General features: G+C 31.8%; 18 protein-coding genes. 12 read left to right on the top strand and 6 right to left on the bottom strand.

Features of this window, described 5'->3' with window-relative positions; genetic code table 11:
* Nucleotides 1-452: 452 nt before the first annotated feature.
* The gene (locus tag ACZDYH_RS12525) at nt 453-860 is read left to right on the top strand and encodes a GNAT family N-acetyltransferase (RefSeq protein WP_166694972.1); all 408 of its coding nucleotides are present in this window, start codon (nt 453-455) and stop codon (nt 858-860) included.
* Nucleotides 861-1,031: 171 nt separating this feature from the next.
* On the top strand, nt 1,032-1,631 hold the full coding sequence (locus tag ACZDYH_RS12520; protein ID WP_474886551.1) for an MBL fold metallo-hydrolase: 600 nt from the start codon (nt 1,032-1,034) through the stop codon (nt 1,629-1,631).
* Between the two features lie 135 nt (nt 1,632-1,766).
* Here ACZDYH_RS12520 and ACZDYH_RS12515 read toward each other — a convergent pair whose 3' ends face one another.
* The gene (locus ACZDYH_RS12515) at nt 1,767-2,390 is read right to left on the bottom strand and encodes a TetR/AcrR family transcriptional regulator (RefSeq protein WP_000436025.1); all 624 of its coding nucleotides are present in this window, start codon (nt 2,388-2,390) and stop codon (nt 1,767-1,769) included.
* Between the two features lie 121 nt (nt 2,391-2,511).
* Between ACZDYH_RS12515 and ACZDYH_RS12510 the strand changes: the two genes are divergently transcribed.
* Complete coding sequence (locus tag ACZDYH_RS12510; RefSeq protein WP_474886372.1) at nt 2,512-4,743, top strand: MMPL family transporter; 2,232 nt, start codon at nt 2,512-2,514, stop codon at nt 4,741-4,743.
* Between the two features lie 47 nt (nt 4,744-4,790).
* Here ACZDYH_RS12510 and ACZDYH_RS12505 read toward each other — a convergent pair whose 3' ends face one another.
* Complete coding sequence (locus ACZDYH_RS12505; RefSeq protein WP_049107687.1) at nt 4,791-4,973, bottom strand: DUF4021 domain-containing protein; 183 nt, start codon at nt 4,971-4,973, stop codon at nt 4,791-4,793.
* A 200-nt stretch (nt 4,974-5,173) separates the two neighbouring features.
* On the opposite strand from ACZDYH_RS12505, the gene catA reads away from it, so the two are divergent.
* From catA to ACZDYH_RS12490, 3 genes are all read left to right on the top strand, one after another.
* Nucleotides 5,174-5,824 carry a type A chloramphenicol O-acetyltransferase gene (catA, locus tag ACZDYH_RS12500; RefSeq protein ID WP_049107686.1) on the top strand — a complete coding sequence of 217 codons (651 nt, stop codon included), beginning with the start codon at nt 5,174-5,176 and terminating at the stop codon, nt 5,822-5,824.
* A 350-nt stretch (nt 5,825-6,174) separates the two neighbouring features.
* Nucleotides 6,175-7,119: a GNAT family N-acetyltransferase gene (locus ACZDYH_RS12495; protein ID WP_043924656.1), complete on the top strand. Its 945-nt coding sequence runs from the start codon at nt 6,175-6,177 to the stop codon at nt 7,117-7,119.
* A 154-nt stretch (nt 7,120-7,273) separates the two neighbouring features.
* Nucleotides 7,274-7,786 carry a GNAT family N-acetyltransferase gene (locus tag ACZDYH_RS12490; RefSeq protein ID WP_474886371.1) on the top strand — a complete coding sequence of 171 codons (513 nt, stop codon included), beginning with the start codon at nt 7,274-7,276 and terminating at the stop codon, nt 7,784-7,786.
* A 22-nt stretch (nt 7,787-7,808) separates the two neighbouring features.
* Here ACZDYH_RS12490 and ACZDYH_RS12485 read toward each other — a convergent pair whose 3' ends face one another.
* The gene (locus ACZDYH_RS12485) at nt 7,809-8,696 is read right to left on the bottom strand and encodes a DMT family transporter (RefSeq protein WP_000841810.1); all 888 of its coding nucleotides are present in this window, start codon (nt 8,694-8,696) and stop codon (nt 7,809-7,811) included.
* Between the two features lie 170 nt (nt 8,697-8,866).
* On the opposite strand from ACZDYH_RS12485, the gene ACZDYH_RS12480 reads away from it, so the two are divergent.
* From ACZDYH_RS12480 to ACZDYH_RS12470, 3 genes are all read left to right on the top strand, one after another.
* Nucleotides 8,867-9,427 carry a helix-turn-helix domain-containing protein gene (locus tag ACZDYH_RS12480; protein ID WP_000581031.1) on the top strand — a complete coding sequence of 187 codons (561 nt, stop codon included), beginning with the start codon at nt 8,867-8,869 and terminating at the stop codon, nt 9,425-9,427.
* A 202-nt stretch (nt 9,428-9,629) separates the two neighbouring features.
* Complete coding sequence (locus ACZDYH_RS12475) at nt 9,630-9,779, top strand: aspartyl-phosphate phosphatase Spo0E family protein (protein WP_000417698.1); 150 nt, start codon at nt 9,630-9,632, stop codon at nt 9,777-9,779.
* A gap of 177 nt (nt 9,780-9,956) precedes the next feature.
* Complete coding sequence (locus tag ACZDYH_RS12470) at nt 9,957-11,348, top strand: protoporphyrinogen oxidase (RefSeq protein ID WP_088362947.1); 1,392 nt, start codon at nt 9,957-9,959, stop codon at nt 11,346-11,348.
* 55 nt (nt 11,349-11,403) lie between these two features.
* Here the strand turns inward: ACZDYH_RS12470 and ACZDYH_RS12465 are convergent, their stop codons facing one another.
* Nucleotides 11,404-11,952 (bottom strand): hypothetical protein, encoded by a 549-nt coding sequence (locus ACZDYH_RS12465; RefSeq protein ID WP_088364062.1) that lies wholly within the window; start codon nt 11,950-11,952, stop codon nt 11,404-11,406.
* A gap of 309 nt (nt 11,953-12,261) precedes the next feature.
* On the opposite strand from ACZDYH_RS12465, the gene ACZDYH_RS12460 reads away from it, so the two are divergent.
* Nucleotides 12,262-12,813: a GNAT family N-acetyltransferase gene (locus ACZDYH_RS12460; RefSeq protein ID WP_000885396.1), complete on the top strand. Its 552-nt coding sequence runs from the start codon at nt 12,262-12,264 to the stop codon at nt 12,811-12,813.
* 43 nt (nt 12,814-12,856) lie between these two features.
* Here ACZDYH_RS12460 and ACZDYH_RS12455 read toward each other — a convergent pair whose 3' ends face one another.
* A complete protein-coding gene (locus tag ACZDYH_RS12455) occupies nt 12,857-13,042 on the bottom strand; it encodes a cold-shock protein (protein WP_000286203.1) in 186 nt (61 codons plus the stop codon).
* A gap of 86 nt (nt 13,043-13,128) precedes the next feature.
* A complete protein-coding gene (gene cspD / locus ACZDYH_RS12450) occupies nt 13,129-13,332 on the bottom strand; it encodes a cold-shock protein CspD (protein ID WP_000176366.1) in 204 nt (67 codons plus the stop codon).
* A gap of 393 nt (nt 13,333-13,725) precedes the next feature.
* Between cspD and ACZDYH_RS12445 the strand changes: the two genes are divergently transcribed.
* Both ACZDYH_RS12445 and ACZDYH_RS12440 read left to right on the top strand, forming a co-directional pair.
* The gene (locus ACZDYH_RS12445) at nt 13,726-14,613 is read left to right on the top strand and encodes a CPBP family intramembrane glutamic endopeptidase (protein WP_474886370.1); all 888 of its coding nucleotides are present in this window, start codon (nt 13,726-13,728) and stop codon (nt 14,611-14,613) included.
* Nucleotides 14,613-15,272, top strand: a complete 660-nt coding sequence (locus ACZDYH_RS12440; RefSeq protein WP_139850045.1) for an AAA family ATPase — start codon at nt 14,613-14,615, stop codon at nt 15,270-15,272. Before ACZDYH_RS12445 ends, ACZDYH_RS12440 begins: the two co-directional genes overlap by 1 nt.
* The last annotated feature ends 95 nt before the right edge of the window (nt 15,273-15,367 follow it).

Raw genomic sequence — 15,367 nt, 5'->3', positions numbered from 1 at the left:
ATTATTTAATATTTTGAACTTATATGAACTGAAGTAGAAGAGTATGATAAGCACTTTCAGGGAACGAGAATATAACCGAAAATAAAATATTACTAAACATATATAACTAATGAATACAATGTCTTTTTCAGTTATTAAGTTGTAAATCATTTTATGATAAAATCTTTTACATAATTTAATAAAGGGGTAGTATTCAATGGGTTATTTCTCAAATGGTTTATTAGTTTTGTTTGTGCTAATCGTATGCAGTTGTATATTTTTTGGTTAATAATATAATGAGAGTCTTATATAAAAAGAAGTTATCTTAAGTGAGATAACTTCTTTTTATTTTATATTGAGAAGGAATTCTATCTTTCTTATTGAAGTTTGTTCTAGTTATTTTTACATCGATCAGATTTGTGTAAAGGGAATTTTATGAAATATAAACAAGCCAGAGAATAGGGAGTATTTACATGGGAAATAGTATACGCTACACAAGTGAACATCCTACAGATTTTAATGGATTATTATCCTTATACGAATCTTTAGGATGGAATTCTCTTAAATTAACGGTTAACGAGTTAGAACGAATGTGTAAGCAAAGTTGGTATGCAATTTATGTTTTTGATGATAAGAGGTTAGTAGGGATGGGGCGTGTCATATCAGATAGAGTCATAACAGGCATTATTTGTGGAGTTGGTGTATTGCCAAAATATCAGTCCATTGGTATTGGGAGAGAAATAGTGGAACGATTAATCCAACACTGTGAACAAAACAAGGTTATTCCACAACTTATGTGTGTAGAAAAATTGCAATCTTACTATGAATCTATAGGGTTTGAAGCATTCTCTATTGGGATGACAAAACATATTATAAGATAGAGGTGCTTTATCCCACTATTTGCCGAGTAGTAAAAGCCCCACGGATTAAAGTTTCACTTTATATTTTCAGTTTACTCGTACATATTTTCAAACTTCAACATAAAGGAGAATGGTTGTATGGAGATTGCTAAAGGGATAGAAATGTTACAACTTAAATTTTAAGAATTTGTTATTCATCCAATTCTTTTATGGAATGATGAAGTGGCAGTATTAATAGATACGGGTTTCCCAGGACAAATTGAAGATATACAAGTAGAGATGGAAAAGGTTGGGGTATCATTTGATAAGTTAAAATTCGTGATTTTGACGCATCAGGATATTGATCATATAGGTAGTCTTCCGGAATTGTTGCAGCGCTGTCGAAGTAATATTAAAGTTTATGCGCACGAACTAGATAAGCCATATATCGAGGGGGATTTACCTTTATTGAAAGATGGAAATATAGAGAACCGACCAAAAGGAAAAGTGAGTGACACTGTGATTGACGGGCAAGAACTTCCGTATTGCGGTGGAATACTAATTCTCCATACTCCAGGGCATACTCCGGGGCATATTAGTTTATATTTGAAACAAAGTAAAATTCTTGTCGCTGGAGACTCGATGTATAGTGTGAATGGAGTGTTAGGAGGAGTTCATGCCCCAACAACTTTAAATATTATGGAAGCACGGCAGTCTTTGAAGAAGTATTTAAATCTAGATATTGAATCTGTAGTTTGTTACCATGGGGGATTAAGTAAGGAGAATATAAATGTTCAACTTCAAAATTTGTAAAAGGTAAAGATAATAATTTTTTAATAATGGATGCTAAAGTGTAGTCTAATTGTTGGTATATAAATAAAACACTTAAATGATAAAAAAGCATGTTTGAAAAAATTCAAACATGCTCTTTTATTAAAGCAAATCAGTTTAATATGAATGACCTAATCCGTTCCAATAAAAAGAAACGATTTCTTGTGCTAATTCATCTATATTTGCAAGAATAGGATTGTGATTTTCATCTTTAAAATTCCCAATAGATAATAAAGATACGAAAGCATGAGCCGCAAATTTAGCGTTTCCTTTCGGAATTTCTCCGATGTGCATCGCATTATCGAGTGCTTTTTCTAGTACTTCATACATATTATCTTCAGCATTTTTTAATTGTTTCAATTGTTCTTCAGATAACGACAGTTTTGCATCTTTCATAAAATTTTTCATATCAATATCCATCGTTGCGTGTAAGTAAACTTTAGCGAAGTCTAATAATCTTTCTTCTAAAGTTTTGTTTGTAGAGAGTATTTGAGACATATTCTCACGTATACGTACCATCATTTCGATCATAGTAGCGGTAAATAAATCGGCTTTTGTTGAATAGTAATAGTAGACAGTAGCTTTCGTAACACCACAAACTTTTGCGACCTCATCCATAGAAACGACTTGATAATTTTGTGTAAGAAATAAGCGGGTTGCTACTTCTAAAATGGTTTCTTTTGTAGATTTTGTATTTTTATTTTGACGCGGCCTTCCGAGAGGACGTTGTTTTTGTTCCAAATACATTCGCTCCTGACATTTATGATTGAGATAATTATAACATAATTTTCAATCATTCTTGATTAATTAACCGACCAGTATATATAATTAATAATGGAGGAAAAAAGGAAGGTGGGTTTTTATGAAAAAGCACCCGTTACATATGTTAGGGAGGCTTGTAGCAGGGAGAAATACGCAGTGGATCACTTTATCGGTGTGGGTTCTTATTACATTATTACTTTCATTTACGTTACCACAAGTAAACAGTACGAAAGAACCGAATCCGAAAAATTTACCTGAAACAGCTATGTCACAGCAAGCGGAAGCGCTTATGAAAAAAGAGTTTCCGAATAATGCAGGGAATCCATTGTTAGTAGTATGGTATAGAGATGGTGGATTACAGTCACAGGATTATAAACTCATACAAGATGTTTATAAAGAGTTAAAATCTAGTCCTTTAAAAGAACAATCAACGTTACCATCATTTGATACAATCCCAGAGCAAGTATTATTAAAAAGTGCGTCAAAAGATGGTACATCATTTGTTACACCGGTATTTTTTAATAAATCTGCTGGTACGGATATATTAAAAGGAAATCTTGAAGAGTTTAGAAAAATAGTGAATAGTAAGGTGGATGAAGATCCATTTAAACAAAAAATAAGTGAATCTGGTTTACATGTTCGATTATCAGGACCTGTAGGTATTCAAACGGATGCAGTTAGTTTATTTAGTCAAGCAGATGTGAAATTGTTAGTGGCTACTGTACTACTAGTGTTAGTTTTGTTAATTTTACTGTATCGTTCACCAATTTTAGCGATTTTACCTATACTTGTTGTTGGCTTTGCATACGGTATTATTAGTCCTACACTCGGTTTTTTAGCTGATCACGGATGGATTAAAGTAGATGCCCAAGCGATATCAATTATGACAGTATTATTGTTTGGCGCTGGAACGGACTATTGTCTATTTTTAATTTCGAGATATAGAGAGTACTTGTTAGAAGAAGAAAGTAAATATAAAGCATTGCAACTTGCGATTAAAGCATCTGGCGGTGCAATAATAATGAGTGCGTTAACTGTTGTACTTGGATTAGGAACATTACTACTTGCTCATTATGGTGCCTTTCATCGATTTGCAGTACCATTTAGTGTTGCTGTATTTATAATGGGAATCGCGGCTTTAACGATTTTACCAGCACTATTATTAATTTTCGGTAGAATTGCATTTTTCCCGTTTATACCGAGAACAACTTCAATGAATGAGGAGTTTGCAAGAAAGAAAAAGAGGGCTGTAAAAGTTAAAAAATCAAAAGGCTCCTTTAGTAAAAAACTTGGAGATATTGTAGTACGAAGACCATGGACAATAATTATGCTAACTGTATTTGTATTAGGTGGATTGGCTTCATTCGTACCACGTATTCAATACACATATGACTTATTAGAGTCGTTTCCAAAAGATATGCCTTCACGCGAAGGTTTTACGTTAATTAGTGATCATTTTTCAGCTGGTGAACTAGCACCAATAAAAGTTGTTGTTGATACGAAAGGAAAAGAGCTTCCTATTAAACAAGAACTAGAGAAATTTTCTTTCGTAAATACAGTGAAAGAGCCAAAAGAGGGAAAAGAAAATAAGCAAATAAAAATGTATGAAGTTTCTTTAGCAGAAAATCCATACGCAATTGAAGCATTAGATCAAATCCCTAAATTGAAAAACAGTGTAGAAAAAGTATTAAAAGATGCTGGGATTAGTAATGCTGAAGAGCAATTGTGGATTGGTGGAGAAACAGCTTCATTATATGATACAAAGCAAATTACTGAACGTGATGAATCAGTAATTATTCCAGTAATGATTAGCATTATCGCTTTACTATTACTTGTCTATTTACAATCGGTTGTTGCAATGGTTTATTTAATTGTAACTGTTGTCTTATCATTCTTCTCAGCGTTAGGAGCAGGATGGATATTACTTCATTACGGTATGGGAGCGCCGGCCATTCAAGGTGCGATACCGTTGTACGCATTCGTATTTTTAGTTGCTTTAGGTGAAGATTATAATATCTTTATGGTTTCAGAAATATGGAAAAACAGAAAGACACAAAATCACTTGGATGCAGTAAAAAATGGTGTAATACAAACAGGTAGTGTTATTACATCGGCAGGTTTAATTTTAGCAGGAACTTTTGCAGTGTTAGGTACACTTCCAATTCAAGTATTAGTTCAATTTGGTATTGTAACTGCAATTGGCGTATTACTAGATACATTTATCGTAAGACCGTTACTTGTACCCGCAATTACAGTTGTGTTAGGCCGATTTGCTTTTTGGCCAGGTAAACTTTCAAGAAAGAGTGAAGAAATACAAAAGGTGGATGCATAGTTAAAAAAGCCAAGGATATTTTCCTTGGCTTTTTTCAATGTAGTTAATTAATTTTTTGAAGTTAAATCATCAGCTGCAGCGTGATCAGCATCTTCAATTGTTGTTTCGGGCATTCCGTATAAGCCGTTCATTGCTTGTTCTTCGATAGTAAGGTTTGCAGTATTATTATTTTGAATAGATGTAGCGTTATCAATAACATTTTCTTTTTTATTCATATTTTTGTCATTCATGTATGTATCCTCCAAATTTCATTTGATTTATCTATAGTATGTGGATGTATTTCCAGAAATATGTGAATTGATTCTTACATATGTTATATAATTAAATAAATAATTAGGGTGAAATGTACACTGTTAGGAGTGAACAATTATGGTGAAAGCAAGGGAATTAGCCTTCTAAAATAAAAAGAAAATTTTAGGAGGCTATTAGAATGAAGTTCCATGTAATTGATAGAGAAGATTGGAATAGAGAGCAGTATTTTGAGCATTATTTAAAGTTGAAATGTACATTTAGTATGACTGTGAATGTTGATATCACGATGTTATTAGGGGAAGTATATCAAAAGGGAATAAAATTTTATCCCGTTTTTATATATTTAATTTCTAGAGTAGTAAATAATCATAAAAAATTTCGAACATGTTTTAACGATGAAGGAGTTTTAGGCTATTGGGAGGAAATGATACCGAGTTATACAATCTTTCATAAAGATGATAAGTCTTTTTCAAGTATATGGACGGATTATTCAAGTGATTTCCGCACTTTCTATAATAATTATGAAGACGATATGAGATGCTATGCTAATGTTCATGGTCTTTTCACGAAAGAAAATATTCCGCCTAATGTATTTCCGATTTCTAGCATACCTTGGATTAGTTTTACTGGATTTAATCTTAATATTAATAATGATGAAAATTTTCTATTGCCAATTATAACTTGTGGGAAATATTTTAACGAAGGAAACAAGGTTATGCTACCAGTTTCATTACAAGTACATCATTCGGTTTGTGATGGATATGATGGGAGTCAATTTATAGAAGACTTACAGCAGTTAAGTAATACTTGCAACGAGTGGCTTAAGTAATATCTAATTTTTAATTATATAAAGTGAAACTTTAATCAGTGGGGTGTCAGCCCCCGCTGATTATTAGCCCGACCCCCACCTAATTTCTTTGCTTTCGCTGAATTTTGAGGTGGGGGTCCTACTGCCCGGCAAATAGCGGGATAAAATTGAAAATGAATAAAAGAAGAGAACATGTTTATATTACATGGTCTCTTTTTATTATTCATTAATACTAAGTAATCGTGGAAAATATAGGGTGATTAGTGTTGATTTTCTTTGTTTTTAAAAAAATAAGGATATAAATGTTTTAATAGGGGGTAATAAAGTGAATTGATAATTATGCCATTCACAAAAATGGTTGGTTTGTAATAATGAAGGGGAAAACGAAAATGACGAAAATATCTATAGAAAAAGCTACAATTTTAGATGCTGAGAAATTAACAGAAATAATGAAAAGAACATTTGATGCAGAAGCAAAACAATGGCTATACGGCCAAGATGATGTCATTGATTATAACATTCAACCGCCAGGATATTCTTCAGTTGAAATGATGGAATATTCCATTGAAGAATTGGATTCTTTCAAAGTTGTAATGGATAAAGAAATAATCGGAGGGATAATAGTTACGATTTCTGGTAAGTCGTACGGTCGAATTGATCGTATTTTTGTAGATCCTGTTTATCAAGGAAAAGGAATTGGATCACATGTTATGAAATTAATAGAAAAGGAATATCCGAACATAAAGATTTGGGATCTCGAAACATCTAGTAGACAAATTAACAATCATCACTTTTATAAAAAGATGGGTTACCAAATGATTTTTGAATCGGAAGATGAGTATTGTTACGTGAAAAGAATAAAAACAAGCTCAAACAAAGCGAGTGTAGTTACAAATAAAGATATGAAAAATAGTCAATACGAAAACTGTAATTTAGCAAATACAGAGTATTATCAAGTGAATTTAAAAAACAGTTCATTTGTTGGTAGCAATATAATGAATATGAATATGAGTAATTGTAATGTAAGTCAATCCAAGTTTAGAAATATAAATTTTAGAAGGTCATCATATGCAGATTTAAATCTTTCTGGCAGTAAATTTAATTTGGTGACTTTAGGTGGAGTGCAATTTAAAAATACAAGTCTCGGAGATGAGAAGGAACCTATTGTATTCGATAAATGTGATTTGGAAGGTAGCACTATAAGTAATAGTAATCTGAAAAATATTGAAATAGAAAATTGTGATATAGTCGGCATGAAACTAAATGGTATTCTGATTGAAAATTTGCTTGATTTATATAACAAGGTGAAAAGTTAACCAAATCCATATAGTCGTTAATATTTTTGGAAATCAAGTATTATATCGAAATAATTATGTAAAAATGACATAAAGAAATACGGGCGAGAAGGTCATTCGTGAACGTTTCTAGAATACACACAAATATATTGTTATTTATATGGAGGAGAGAAAGATGGGAATCAACGTTAGAGCAGTAGAAATACAAGATGCTAGAGCAATTCATCGTATATGTATACAGGATGACGTTTTACCGTATATGGTTTTCTTACCTAGCATGCGTGTAGAAGCTATGGAAAATAGAATTCGAAATTTAGCACCAAATCAATTTGAATTTGTTGCAGAACATGATGGAGAAGTTGTTGGGTTTGTAGGTTTAACACAAAGTCCGGGCCGAAGATCTCATTCAGGCGATTTATTCATTGGAGTAGACAGTGAATATCATAATAAAGGAATTGGGAGAGCACTTCTTACGAAGATGCTTGATCTGGCTGATAATTGGTTAATGTTAGAGAGAGTAGAACTAGGTGTGTTAGAAACGAATCCAAAAGCAAAAGCTTTATATGAAAAATTTGGATTTGTAGAAGAGGGAGTAAAGATAGGGAATTTGAAAGCTCATGGAAAGTTTATTAATGAAATTATGATGAGTCGTTTTAGACCGAATGGTTTAATTGTACATAATGAATAGGTAAAAGCATGACAGTATACTGTCATGCTTTTTTATTAGAACTTGGCTGCAATAAAAATAATACTAAACCAATAAAAATAACGGTAATTCCTAGTCCTTGTTGTAAAGAAATGGTCTCATGTAATATAAAGTACGCTAGTATACAAGTGCCAATTGTTTCACCTAAAATACTCATTGAAATTACAGTAGCACTCATCCATTTTAATAACCAATTAAAAATGGTTTGTCCTAAAATTGTAGCAATGAAAGCTAATCCAATAAAGCACAACCAAGTTTGTGTAGAGTAATGGATGAAAGATTCTTGTTGCGTGAAAGCAAATATGCCAAGAAAGCCAGCACTACTTCCATAACTAATTACTGAATAGGGTATAAGTGACAAATCTTTACGAACGTGTTGGCTAATGAAAAAATAAGCAGTAATGATACCGGCAGCAATAAATGCTAAAATATCTCCATATAAAGCTTCTCCACTAATTTGGAAGTCTTGCCAGCCAATGATGATACTACCTGAAATAGCGATGAGGCAACCAATAACCGCTCCTTTCGTAAATCTTTCCTTAAATAAAAAATAACCACCAATCATTGAGAACAAAGGTTGTAACGTTACGATAACTGTAGAGCTTGCTACAGAAGTATATTGTAATGATTCAAACCATAGTACATAATGTGCAGCTAAAAATAGCCCAGATATGAATCCGAATGTCCATTGTTTTTTCGTTAAAGTTTTTAGCTCATTTCGACTATTTTTATTAAATAGTAATAACGGTAACAGGATTAGTGTGGCAAAGAATAATCGGTAAAAAGCAATGATTGTCGCAGGAGCATCTGCCAATTTTACAAAGATTGCTGAAGTTGATAAGGCGAATACACCAAAAAATAAGATGAAATATGAAAGAATAGGTGATTTCAAAGTTTGTCCCTCCGATAGAGTGTTTATTATAATAAACTTAATACGATATAATGTACAAAGGTAAGTATATAAGTCCCGGAGATAATAGGAAAGGATTATTTGCCTTTGTTTAGTATGTCAGCACAAAGACAATGAAATATGCATTATGATGGATGAAAGGAAGTTTTACTATGATACATGATAGGCTTGGACAAACAGTATTAAGTTATCGTAAGAAAAATAATATGACAATTCGTGAATTCGCTGATTATGCAGGGATTAGTACATCACTAATTAGCCAAATTGAAAGAGGACATGCTAATCCTTCTTTAAATGTTTTGGAGTTAATTGCAAAAGCATTAAATGTACCGCTGTTTACACTTTTTATTAATGATATCGATACAGATTCGCTCATTTCTAAGAAAAAAGATCGAAAAAAAGTATATCGGGAAAACAATGATCACATTGTATATGATGTATTAACACCTGATTTTATGAAAGCACGTATTGAAATGTTAATGATGGATTTAAATAAACGAGCAAACACAACAGAAAGCCATTATTCCCATGAAGATAAGGAAGAGATTGCTGTTATTATGAAAGGGGAAGTGTACGTAGAATTGGAGGGAAAAGAATATTTTTTAGAAGAAGGCGATGTTGTACGTATTCCACCGAATGTGAAGCATCGATTTTTGAATAAAAGTGATGAATCGAATCACATTTTATTTGTACTGACACCATCTTTAGGATGAAAATATAGTGATTTTTATTAGGGGTGAAAGAAAATGGAAAAAAGTATTTTGAAAGGCGGCTTAATCTAGTTTCTTTTTTTGTTAGTAGTATATTATTTTTTCAAATATGTAAGATTTTACATGCGTATTTTACTTTTACTAATTATGTAAGTAGGCTATACTGAAATACATACATTTTATTTTTGGAGAGATGTAAAACGACATGGAACTAGCGAAATTGGAAAAAGTAATTGAAATAAAAAAAGAAGAACTTTTATATTTAGTATCGGATTATGGAATTCAACATGAAAAAGTATTGGCATTGAGTCAAGAACTAGACAAATTAATCAATTACTTTATGTTTTTAAAATAAAGAGAACTATGACGGGGTTTGTAAATGTTATAGTTCTTTTTTATTAGGTAATTTGAAAATATATTAAAATATATTGTCTAATTTCTTACAGAATGCGCAACTTGCTAGTCGAATATAAGGACTTTTGGTTATAATAAAAAGGAATTATTAATTGTATCGGTTAGGAGCGCAGCACATATGAAAACAGTTGTTGTTATCGGTGGAGGTATAACGGGACTTTCTACTATGTTTTATTTAGAAAAATTAAAAAAGGATTATAATATCGATTTAAATTTAATTCTTATTGAGAAAGAAGAGTATTTAGGTGGTAAAATCCATAGTGTGGAAGAAAAGGATTTCATTATGGAGTCAGGGGCGGATTCAATCGTTGCTCGTAATGAATATGTTATGCCACTTGTCAAAGATTTAAATTTAGAAGATGAAATGGTATATAATGAAACGGGTATTTCTTACATATATTCTGAAAACATGTTACATCCGATTCCTTCTGATACTATATTTGGGATACCGATGAGCGCCCGGTCGTTGTTTAGCAGTACGCTAGTCTCAACGAAGGGGAAAATCGTAGCTTTAAAAGATTTCATAACGAAAAATAAAGAGTTTACGAAAGATACATCACTTGCTTTATTTTTAGAAAGTTTCTTAGGGAAAGAGTTAGTGGAAAGACAAATTGCTCCTGTGCTTTCAGGCGTATATTCTGGTAAATTGAATGAGCTTACAATGGCATCTACATTACCGTATTTACTGGATTATAAAAATAAGTATGGAAGTATTATTAAAGGTTTTGAAGAGAATAAAAAACAATTTCAATCAGCAGGAAATAAAAAATTCGTATCATTTAAGGGTGGACTATCTACGATAATTAATCGCTTAGAAGAAGTGCTGACTGAAACTGTCGTAAAAAAAGGTGCTATAACGACGGCTGTAAGTAAACAAGAAGATCGATATGAGATTTCTTTTGCAAATCATGAAACAATACAAGCTGATTATGTTGTTTTAGCAGCTCCACATGATATAGCGCAAACTTTATTACAGTCTAATGAGTTAAATGAGCAGTTTAATACATTTAAAAACTCATCTCTTATTAGTATTTATTTAGGATTTGACATACTAGATGAACAACTACCAGCTGACGGTACGGGGTTTATTGTAACGGAAAACAGTGATTTACATTGTGATGCTTGTACATGGACAAGTCGAAAGTGGAAACATACATCGGGTAAACAAAAATTATTAGTTAGAATGTTTTATAAGAGTACCAATCCGGTATATGAAACAATCAAGGATTACAGTGAAGAAGAATTAGTACGAGTAGCTTTATATGATATTGAAAAGAGTCTCGGAATTAAAGGTGAACCAGAAGTAGTTGAAGTTACAAATTGGAAAGATTTAATGCCGAAATATCATTTAGAACATAATCAAGCGGTTCAAGCATTGCAAGAAAAAATGACAAATCTTTATCCAAATGTATATTTAGCTGGTGCCTCATATTACGGTGTTGGAATTGGTGCGTGTATTGGAAATGGAAAGAATATTGCTAATGAAATAATGGCTACATTAAATAAATAATACTGTAGAATAAATAAAAACTGTTCCTTCAGCAAAATGAAGGAACGGTTTTTATTTATTTTATTTGAATGGAAATTTTATTGTTTTTTACATTGTTTTCTTTTATTGTTAATGTTATTTCTCCAGATTCTTTAAATGAATACGGTGATAGTTGATAAATATCTTTTATATCATGTTTTTCTTGTAATTTACTTATCGGTATTAATACGATATTTGGCTTCCATGTTTCTTGTTTTCCTGAAGGATATTCTATAAGTATTACCGGATTTTTTAACTGTATTGTTTTCCAAGAGACGAAATATAGTTGAACTTCTGTATCTTTTTTTAATAATTCTTCGGAGAAATAACCGAATTCGCCTACATTACCGAAAACAGTGTAGTTTTGATTTTTTAATTTAATATCTAAATAACTAGGTTGATATGTTACTGCATGATAAGTTCCATATGAAAGTGAGAGTATGGCAGCGATTAAAATACCGATTGAAAATGTCTTAAAGCTATTGCCTTTAAAGCTAGTCATCATGAATGAGTTTGGTGTGAATTTTTTTGCGAATAAAAAAATAAGTAATATGAGTAAGAGGGATAAACCGATGAATATATACATAGATTTTTACACCTCCACAATAAAATAATGCATTAACTATATTTTACCATAAATGTATGGGAGAGGTTGGTTGTTTAGAAGGAGAAAATGAAGAAACAATTTCCTTACAGTTCTTGATAATTTAAAATTTGATTTATGGAAATTATAGCGTCATGTTTGAGTCGTAATCAGAAGGTATCCAATTCGTGTATATAGAATAAAGAGGGAATGTGCCATTAGAAATGTTTGATTTATGGAACAATAAGGACTTTACTAATTATACATATTTTTTCTGATATAATGAATGAGTAGAGAGAAAGGAGTGATCCTATGGCATTTCCTATATTAGAAACAGAACGCTTACGTTTAGTTGAAATAGAACAATCTTATTGTCAAAAAATATATGAAATCTTTTCATTGGATGAAGTAACGTGTTATTACGGTATGAATTCTTTTACGGAGTTTGGACAAGCTTCACGTATGATTGAATCTTTTTCAAAAAATTACTTTGAGAAAAAGGCAATACGATGGGGAATTGTGTTAAAAGAAACGAACGTTTTAATAGGAACAATTGGACTAAACAATTTACAATTATGGAGTAAACGATCTGAGATTGGATATGATCTGCATCCTCGTTATTGGGGAAATGGTTACGCTTCAGAAGCAGCTCGAGAAATTATTGATTATGGATTTAAAGATTTAGGTTTGTTTAGAATTGGAGCTATTACATATCCTGAAAATGATACTTCTTGTAGAATGTTATCTAAAATTGGCTTCCAAAAGGAAGGTCTATTGCGCGGATATATTCATCAAGGGAATAAGCAACACGATGCATTATTGTATTCTATAGTGCGAACTGATATTGAGGACATAAATTTATAATAAAAAAAACCTCTTAATTAAAAGAGGTTTTTTTTATTATAAATTAACCTAATTTAGGTAATAAACGTTCTCCGCTTTTCATGCTACTTTTACATAAAGGGCATTTAGGCTCTTCTTCAAATGAAAAGTTCTTTCTCATCCATCCTAAACAATCCTCTGATTCACATTCCCAAACAGGGGTTTGTTCTGGTGGTACTTCTGCTACATCGTTCTTTCGATTGCGATACATGTAACCACTCCTTTTATGTAAAAAATTTTAGTTATATATTAAAAAGGTTGTTAACCTTGCTGGTAACAACCTTTTTATTGTTTGAATTATAGCTTTACAACGTTTTTAGCTTGAGGTCCGCGGTTACCTTCTTCAACTTCGAAGCTAACTTCTTGACCTTCGTCAAGAGACTTGAAGCCGTCGCCAGTGATAGCTGAGAAGTGAACGAATACGTCGTTACCGTCTGCAACTTCGATGAAACCGAAACCTTTTTCGCTGTTAAACCATTTTACTTTACCTGTTAATGTCATGGTAATGCCTCCTAAAAGTAGAAAAATTACAATATGATCGGCCTTATTTGAATGAAAATAAAAGTTCACATATTATCAAAAACCCATAAGGAGTACAAAATGTCCCTGATTGATACTTGATAATATGCAAAGAAAATATAGTGTTAAATTGACCTTAATTACTATCTTACAACAAATGGTTGGAAATAGCAAGTGCTGGTAATACCACTGAGTAATCTGGGTGATAATAGTAAAGGCACAAAGGCACCTCTTTTATTTATATATTATTCCTAATTTGGATTTATGCAAAATCATGTAAGAAAAACTTAGAGTAAATATTAATATTGCATTTTTTTATGGTAAAATATGGTTGTTAACTGTTAGTAGTTAAATATTATAAAAGGAGAAAAGAAAGTGAAAAATAATTCATTTATAATAATTGAAGCAGCAAAAGCAGGGAGAAAAAAGGTGCATCCAGTCTTTGCTGTAATATTAGCCATTATATTTTTGACTTTAGGCGAACTTTTTATGTTATTTTTACCAAAAGCTGAAACGATATTCATGAAAGGTATTTATGACAATGTTAGAATGGTGTTAACGTTTGGCGGAGCTATATTTATTTTATTTATATGGGTTCGTTTTGTAGAAAAAAGACCTTTTTCATCCATTGGCTTTTGGAAAGAGAAATGGATGAGAAAGTATTTAAAAGGTGCGTTAATAGGGTTTGTATTTATTTCAACGCCAGTTATTCTACTATTATTAATGGGGAGTGTGAAATTGCAAGTACAACATATTACCTCAACAGTAATAGTAGGAATAGTAGGATCTCTAGTTGCATTTTTAATACAAGGGGCAACGGAAGAAATTATTGTACGAGGTTGGTTATTCCCGGTTCTTTCTGTTAGAAGTCGTATATGGGTTGGAATAATTGTAACTTCATTTTTATTTGGATTTCTTCATCTACTTAATCCGGGAATTACAATATTATCTATATCGAATATAATATTAGTGGGTGTTTTCGCAGCTTTATACGTATTGAAAGAAGATGGTCTGTGGGGAATATGTGCATGGCACTCAATTTGGAACTGGGCTCAATATAATGTATATGGCTTTGCAGTTAGTGGCACAACTATATATTCTACTCCAATTTTTAAGTCTATAACAAATGGACCAGAAACATTGCATGGAGGCACGTTCGGAATTGAAGGTAGTATCATTACAACAATCATGCTCACTATCGCTTCAATTGTTTTATGGAGAAAGTTATGGGGAAGAAAAGCGAAACAACGAAATTTTAGTTAATGAAAGAGGGGGAAACTATGGGGATAATAGCATTTGAGGGAGCAAGCGCTGTTGGTAAAAGTACCACGTGCCGTGAATTAGAAAAGAATTATGGTGCTTATATAATACCTGAAGTGAATTCTTTATTTGAAAGGCCAAAAAATGAACATAGAACATGGTATTTTGAAAAACAAGTTGAGCGCTGGAATATAGCTGTTCAGAAGTCAGAGCAATATGAATTAGTAATACTCGATGGGGATATATATCAACCACTTAGTTATAATTGGTGCTTTCATTTTGATATATTTAATCAGCCATTATCTTTAATAGAAAATTTTTATAAAGAAAAGATGATAAATAGGGAAATTGGTTTTCCGGATCAATATTTTTATTTATATACGAACGATGAAGAACTTAGAAAGCGGAAAGTATCTGATGAGACGAAAAGAAGAAGAAACTTTGAAAAACATTTACATATATCAAAATCGTTTCAGCGTTATTATGAAAATTTAAATACTGTTACAGATGAGTATTGTAAATTAATTGAGGCGAAAAGTGTAAGAAATAATGAATTAGAAATAGTGAGAAACTCAAAAAATTTGAACGTGTGTGAAGAAAGACGTTTTGATGTTTCGAGGTTAGATGCTATTACGAAGTGGTTAAAAGAAAATCGTGCATAAAGTAAAAACAACGAGTGTTGTAGAACGCGCTCGTTGTTTTTTTGTTTCTTTATAAATATAAAGGGAAAATTTGTAGAATATTTTCATTATTTAAC

It is taken from the genome of Bacillus sp. EB V-12 (assembly GCF_056158125.1).
The sequence above is the reverse complement of the archived record's forward strand: the minus strand, read 5'-3'. Positions and strand labels throughout refer to the sequence as shown.

What these genes read in the sequence shown, in the direction of transcription:
- ACZDYH_RS12525 (WP_166694972.1), top strand. Translation starts at nt 453, where the DNA reads ATGGGAAATAGTATACGCTACACAAGTGAACATCCTACAGATTTTAAT.
- ACZDYH_RS12510 (WP_474886372.1), top strand. Translation starts at nt 2,512, where the DNA reads ATGAAAAAGCACCCGTTACATATGTTAGGGAGGCTTGTAGCAGGGAGA.
- ACZDYH_RS12505 (WP_049107687.1), bottom strand. Translation starts at nt 4,973, where the DNA reads ATGAATGACAAAAATATGAATAAAAAAGAAAATGTTATTGATAACGCT.
- catA (WP_049107686.1), top strand. Translation starts at nt 5,174, where the DNA reads ATGAAGTTCCATGTAATTGATAGAGAAGATTGGAATAGAGAGCAGTAT.
- ACZDYH_RS12495 (WP_043924656.1), top strand. Translation starts at nt 6,175, where the DNA reads ATGAAGGGGAAAACGAAAATGACGAAAATATCTATAGAAAAAGCTACA.
- ACZDYH_RS12490 (WP_474886371.1), top strand. Translation starts at nt 7,274, where the DNA reads ATGGGAATCAACGTTAGAGCAGTAGAAATACAAGATGCTAGAGCAATT.
- ACZDYH_RS12480 (WP_000581031.1), top strand. Translation starts at nt 8,867, where the DNA reads ATGATACATGATAGGCTTGGACAAACAGTATTAAGTTATCGTAAGAAA.
- ACZDYH_RS12475 (WP_000417698.1), top strand. Translation starts at nt 9,630, where the DNA reads ATGGAACTAGCGAAATTGGAAAAAGTAATTGAAATAAAAAAAGAAGAA.
- ACZDYH_RS12470 (WP_088362947.1), top strand. Translation starts at nt 9,957, where the DNA reads ATGAAAACAGTTGTTGTTATCGGTGGAGGTATAACGGGACTTTCTACT.
- ACZDYH_RS12465 (WP_088364062.1), bottom strand. Translation starts at nt 11,952, where the DNA reads ATGTATATATTCATCGGTTTATCCCTCTTACTCATATTACTTATTTTT.
- ACZDYH_RS12460 (WP_000885396.1), top strand. Translation starts at nt 12,262, where the DNA reads ATGGCATTTCCTATATTAGAAACAGAACGCTTACGTTTAGTTGAAATA.
- ACZDYH_RS12455 (WP_000286203.1), bottom strand. Translation starts at nt 13,042, where the DNA reads ATGTATCGCAATCGAAAGAACGATGTAGCAGAAGTACCACCAGAACAA.
- cspD (WP_000176366.1), bottom strand. Translation starts at nt 13,332, where the DNA reads ATGACATTAACAGGTAAAGTAAAATGGTTTAACAGCGAAAAAGGTTTC.
- ACZDYH_RS12440 (WP_139850045.1), top strand. Translation starts at nt 14,613, where the DNA reads ATGAAAGAGGGGGAAACTATGGGGATAATAGCATTTGAGGGAGCAAGC.